Consider the following 6,078-nt stretch of genomic DNA (forward strand, 5'->3'; position numbering starts at 1 on the left):
AGTGCGGCGAGGAATTTCTTGTGGAAAAATTGATTTACGAACGGCGCGATCAAGTAGCGATCTTGACCATCAACAGGCCCGCCGCCATGAACGCCTATGACGCGGATGTTGTGTCCGGTATGGGGAAGTATTTCGCGGAATTCGATCGCGACCCTCAACTCAAAGTGTGCATCCTGACAGGCGCGGGAGAAAAGTCGTTTTGTGCGGGTGCCGATCTGAAGAGCCTGCACGGCGAGAACTTCGGCGGTGGCGCGGCAGAACTGTGGGATGACGACCGGACCTACCGGCTTGGGCAGGCGATTCAAATTCGTAAGCCAGTTATCGCGGCCATCAACGGCTACTGTTTGGCAGGTGGTCTTGAACTTGCGTTGGCCTGCGACTTGCGTATCGCATCCACCCAGGCCTCGTTCGGGTGCCCGGAGGTCACGCGCGCAGTCTTGCATGGCTACGGCGCAATGCGCCTCGTGCAGACCATTCCTTTTGCGGTGGCTATGGAGATGCTGCTAACTGGAGAGCGCATTTCATCACAGCGCGCATACGAAACAGGTCTGGTGAGCCATGTGGTACCTCCGGAGGAGTTGCTGCCGACGGCTTTGCGCCTGGCCGGATTGATTGCTCAAAACGCACCCATGGCGGTGAAGATCACCAAGGAGCTGGGATGGCGCGGTTTGCACGAACATCCGCATGAGTTCATGCGATTCGTTGCCGCCGGCTTGGCACTGATGCATTCGAGCGAAGACGCCAAGGAAGGGCCGCTCGCATTCGCCGAAAAGCGTCCTCCTGTTTGGAAGGGCCGCTGAAAAATGAGCACCGAAGTTTCTTCGCTTCACCGGCATTTCCTTCGTCCGCGTTCCATCGCCATAATCGGCGCAACAACGGCCGCCCAAAAGGCAGGTGGGCGACGTTGGCTAAGCGCGTTGGGAGCGTGTACCGATGCGACGTTGTACCCTATCCACCCATCCGCTGACGATCTTAATGGGGTCCGCGCCTATCGCTCCCTTGCAGACCTGCCTGAACCGGTCGACTTGGCGGTCGTTATTGTGCCTTCAGACCATGTGAGCGCTGTTGTTTCGCAGTGTGCCGTTGCGGATGCGAAGGCCGTGGTCGTGGTTTCGGCGGGCTTCGGTGAGACGGGAGAAGCCGGCCGACTCGCCGAACGCCAAATGGTGGACACGCTGCGCGCGCGCAACATACGCATGTTGGGCCCGAACAGCGCGGGCGTATTTAGCGCCGCCGGTGGCGTCAACACGCTTGGTTGGGAAATCCCCTCCGGCCGGATCGGGCTGATCACACAAAGCGGTAACATCGCGCTTAGTTTCACTCGCTATGCCCAAGCGCRCCAGGTCGGCTTTTCTAGCGTACTGGCTGTCGGGAACGGCGCAGACCTGACGACTTCCGAACTTGTCGAGATCCTGCTGCACGATGAGGAAACAAACGTCATTCTTATCTACTGCGAGGGCTTCGCTCCCGACGACGGCCGGCGCCTAGTCGATGTGCTCTCACGCGCTCCAATCCGCAAGCCTGTGGTCATTCTCAAGCCCGGTGCATCCGAAGAAGGCCGTCGGGCCGTCCAGTCGCACACCGGTTCGCTGGCCGGAGACGACATCATTGCGGACTCCGCGCTGCGGGCCGCCGGTATTTTTCGCGCGAGTGAAGTCGATGAGGCATTTGACGTGGCATTGGCACTTGCCGTCGGCAAGTCCCTGGACACTTCGGGCATAGCAATCCTCTCCGATGGTGGCGGAACCGCCACCATGGTTGCAGACACCGCAGGCCGACTAGGCCTCAAGCTCACCCGATTCTCCGAAAACACGCGCGCAAAGCTCGAAGCCTTGCTGCCGGTGCGTAGCGGCATCGGCAACCCTGTGGACTTCGCTGGTCTTGCCGAGTCCAATCCGCAAAGCATCCCGTCGGTATTAGAAGTCTGCCTTGAAGATCCGCAGGTCAGTGGCGTCATTTTCGCCGGCCACTTCGGTGGTTACCACTTGATGACAAAGGAGGCGGAGGTCCTTGCCGGCGTCAAGGAGGCAGAAACTCAGGCGGCTACCCGCATTGCCCAGATTGTCGGGGCATCCACGAAGCCCGTTTTCTTTCACAGTGAGCACGCCGACACACACCCGAGCACCTTGGCCCCGCTGCATGCGGCTGGGATTCCCGTTTTCGCCAAAGTGGAGTCACCAGCGAAAGCAATGGCCGCTCTTCCTGTTCGGCAGTCAGCTCCAGTCGTGGTGGCTGAGCCCGTGGCCACGGCTACCGAACCTCCCGATGTGGAGAACGTGCTCCTGGAGGACGAATGCCGTTCAGTCTTGGCCCAGGCCGGCATCGCGATGCCGCCTCACTGGGTGGTCCGTACGGGAAACGATGCGCAACGGGCATTCTTGGAGGCCGCCACGCCGGTCGCGATGAAGTTACTGTCATCAAAGGCAATCCACAAATCGGATGTGGGCGGCGTTCTGCTCGGGATTCAAAGCAAAGAGCGTGCGAATCTCGCCTTTGACGAGCTAGCAGCCATCGCCACAAAACTCGGCGAGCCTGAACCCAAGGCACTGATGACGCCAATGATCAACAAGGGCGTCGAGTGCTTCATCGGCGCGAAGGTTGATCCGCAATTCGGTCCCGCGATTTTTTTCGGCGCCGGCGGTGTACTGATCGAGATCATGAAAGACGTGAGTTGCGCACTGGCGCCGCTGACTGGGGACGAGGCTGCCGCACTGGTGGACTCATCCCGGATCGCGCCGTTGCTCAACGGGTTCAGAGGCAGCGAGCGGCCGGACCGCCAAGCGTTAATCGATCTGATGTGCCAAGTCTCGCGGTTCTGCTGGGAGCACAGGGAGCACTTGTTGGAGCTGGACTTGAATCCGGTGATCGTCAATGTTCAAGGCGCGCACGTCGTTGACGCGCGGATGGTGATGACAAGATGAGAAACTACCTGACGAACCACGGACGCACGATCGGGCTGCTAGCGTTGCCTGGCATGTTCTTGGCGCTGTTTTTCTTGCTCCCAATCGGGGGAAGCGTAGCCCAGAGTGTCGGCTTTTCTGCCTTGGATTTTTCAAATTACCGACGCCTCCTGGAAGTGCCTGTTTATCGCGCGGTTTACTGGAAAACCTTTGAGGTAGCCTTGATCGTTTCGCTGATTTGTGTGGTTGTTGGGTACCTGTGTGCGTACTACATAGCGTCTCTGTCTGCCAAGTGGCGTTCGATCGCTATCGCACTGATCTCCTTTCCGTTCATGCTCTCAGTTCTCGTACGCAACTATGTGTGGATGCTGTTCTTGCAGGACACGGGTTTGATCAACCGTCTTCTAATGGACGCTGGTTGGGTGGAACAACCGCTCGAGCTCATGTATAACCGTTTCGCGGTCATTGTTGCGATGGTCAACATGCTGCTGCCCTATGCCGTCCTGCCAATCCTGAGCTCGCTGCTTGCAATACCTAAGGAACTAACCGCGGCCTCTCACAGTTTGGGCGCTAACGGCATGCGGACGTTCATGCGGGTGACGCTTCCCTTGAGCGTTCCGGGTGCGGCCGTAGGCGCATTGCTCACCTTTATCGTCGCGCTCGGTTTCTACATAACGCCAGCGATGCTTGGTGGAACACGCGAGATGATGGTCGCGAACTTGATAGCGTTCAACGTCCGCGAGGCACTGAACTGGCCACTAGCCTTTTCGCTGTCGAGCAGTCTACTTGCTGCGACCATCATTTTCTACATGATCTATCGCGCACTGTTGCCCGAGGCGACCGTGCTGAAGTCGGTCTAAGCAAACAAATGAATCAAGGACACTGATCAAATGTCTTCACAGTACCGACCGCAGAGCGCAGTGGTGAGGTTCCTCCTTGCCACGGTGGCCATAGCGACCATCTCATTCCTGCTGCTTCCGGTTTTCGCAGTGATACCCATGTCGTTCAACGACTCGGCACGCTTCGAGCTCATTCCGTCCAACCCTTCACTGCGGCAGTACAGAGCCTTCTTCGCGGACCAACGCTGGATGGATTCGTTCTGGTTGTCGGTGAAAATCGCCGCCATCGTAACCGTGGCTGCGACGGTTCTTGGCATGCTCTCCGCCCTAGCGATTGCGCGATTGCCGAAGCGCCTGCGTGCGCTGGTGGAGGCGGTTTTTATGTCACCGCAGATCATTCCGTCCGTTGTGATCGCCGCGTCTGCATACTATATTTTTGTAGAGCTGGGCATTGTTGGAACGATCACCGGTATTGCAATCATGCACACTGTAGTGGCGCTGCCATTCGTCGTCGTCATGATTGGCAGTCGTTTGCAAAGCCTGAGCGCCGATCTCGCGCACGCGTCTGCCAATCTCGGTGCAGGTCCATGGCGCACTTTCTGGAGAGTCACACTCCCCCAGATGGGAACGGCTGTCGTCGGCAGCGCCTTGCTCGCTTTCCACGTCTCATTTGACGAAGTCGTTTTGTCCCTTTTCCTTAGTGGGGCTCGAAACAAGACCTTGCCAGTGCGCTTGTGGGACAGCATCTTGTTCGAGGTGACTCCGATCCTTCCTGCAATATCAACAATCGTGTTGGTGGTGCCGATCACTGGTGCTCTTCTATTGCTGTTGGTGCGGAAATGGCGACAGTCACCGCCAAGCGAGGTGAGCAACGCAATTGGAGTCAAGCATGACATCAAACGAAAGATCATTCACTCCCCGCACTGACAACTCTTGGCAGGAAGAGGCGGCTCTATTTCTGCTCCGTTCTGGATTCAGGCCCAGCAATACGATTGGCCAGGTCGAACACATAACGAATGAGGCGGGACATACCGGACGTACGTTCTGTTCCGTATGGCACGCGATGCGCAGCTTAATAGAGCAGGAACGTGCAGCCAGCGAAGCGCGGGATAAAGCGTATGGCGACCCTCTTCAGTAAATCGGGCGGCCCCCAGCGCTTATCAGGTGATCCAGGACCCCGGACGTCCACTAGGGCTCTGGCCACCATCAGCTCGTCTAGGCCGCGAACGTCGACCAATGCCAGCGAAACTGATCGCCTATGTGAGCGCCCGGCGCGGAGACGTTGAAATTCATCAAAACCAACGCACAAAACGCCGAATTTGCGCGACAAAGTCGGCCTCTTCGCATCAATCAAATTTGGAATGGAGCCTACAGTCAGTATCGAGTCGACGCCAACCCTGAATCACACAGCACACCCAGGCCAATTCAGTGTGCGCGCTTCAGCCAGCGTCTTTATGTTCAGCGGCCTGTGTAGAGGAAACAGGCCTCCCAATGGCCGATTAAGGATTTGATGATTAAGGTCCACGCTGGGATAAGGTAAAGCGTTACATGCCGATGAAACAACAGACACTGGCGATGGCAGCCGCCTAGACGTTCGAGAACTACCGCAAGCCGACAAGGCGCGATGAGTTCTTGAAGACGATGGAAGCAATTGTCCCTGGGCAGCGCTGTGCGAAGTCATTGAACCTCACTATCCCAAGGCCGGGAATGGACGTCCACCCATCGGTCTTGAGCGCATGTTCCGCATTCATTTTGTTCAGCACTGGTTCAACCTTGCTGATTTGGCCTGTGAGGAGGCGCTCAACGACAGCACCAGTCTGCGCCACTTCGTAGGCATTGACCTGGGACGTGAGCCGGTGCCCGATTCAACGACTATTACGAAGTTTCGCAAGCTGCTCAATGACAATAAACTGGGCGAGGAGCTAGTTGCCACGGTTGGCAAGGAACTGCAGTCGCGTGGCTTCAAGGTCAATACCGGAACCATTGTGGATGCCACCATCATTGGCGCGCCGAGTTCGACCAAGAATGCGGACAATTTCCGCGACCCGGAGATGCACCAGACCCGCAAGGGCAAACAATGGTATTTCGGAAGTGCGACCTGCAAGTCGCATGGATTTCTGTTTCACAGGAGGACTTATGAACTGATGAAACCGGTTGTTCCACCAACCGTTCCCTACCTGGACATGCGATGCTGGCAACGGCATGGTGTGAAGCTTCAGGAACAACGTACCCTCCGATTTATTCGGGGCGTCAAACCGCGAGGAGAGACGCCTTCTGCTAGCACTACGGCGGAGAGGGGCCAGGGATGAGCGGATACGACCAACATATGTGAACCTCTG

General features: G+C 57.3%; 4 protein-coding genes and 1 pseudogene. All 5 read left to right on the forward strand.

Going from position 1 to position 6,078, the window contains the following annotated elements:
- Positions 1–20: 20 nt before the first annotated feature.
- Positions 21–800, forward strand: coding sequence for an enoyl-CoA hydratase/isomerase family protein (locus AC1DUB_RS24850; protein WP_477731819.1), 780 nt, complete (start codon positions 21–23; stop codon positions 798–800).
- A 3-nt stretch (positions 801–803) separates the two neighbouring features.
- Positions 804–2,921, forward strand: coding sequence for an acetate--CoA ligase family protein (locus tag AC1DUB_RS24855; RefSeq protein WP_477731820.1), 2,118 nt, complete (start codon positions 804–806; stop codon positions 2,919–2,921).
- On the forward strand, positions 2,918–3,760 hold the full coding sequence (locus AC1DUB_RS24860; protein WP_477731821.1) for an ABC transporter permease: 843 nt from the start codon (positions 2,918–2,920) through the stop codon (positions 3,758–3,760). Before AC1DUB_RS24855 ends, AC1DUB_RS24860 begins: the two co-directional genes overlap by 4 nt.
- A gap of 138 nt (positions 3,761–3,898) precedes the next feature.
- Positions 3,899–4,666, forward strand: coding sequence for an ABC transporter permease (locus AC1DUB_RS24865; RefSeq protein ID WP_477731822.1), 768 nt, complete (start codon positions 3,899–3,901; stop codon positions 4,664–4,666).
- Positions 4,667–5,293: 627 nt separating this feature from the next.
- A pseudogene (locus AC1DUB_RS24870) lies at positions 5,294–5,829 on the forward strand (IS5 family transposase); the annotation flags it as partial.
- Positions 5,830–6,078: the final 249 nt, after the last annotated feature.

This window comes from Polaromonas sp. P4_F9 (genome assembly GCF_056401235.1).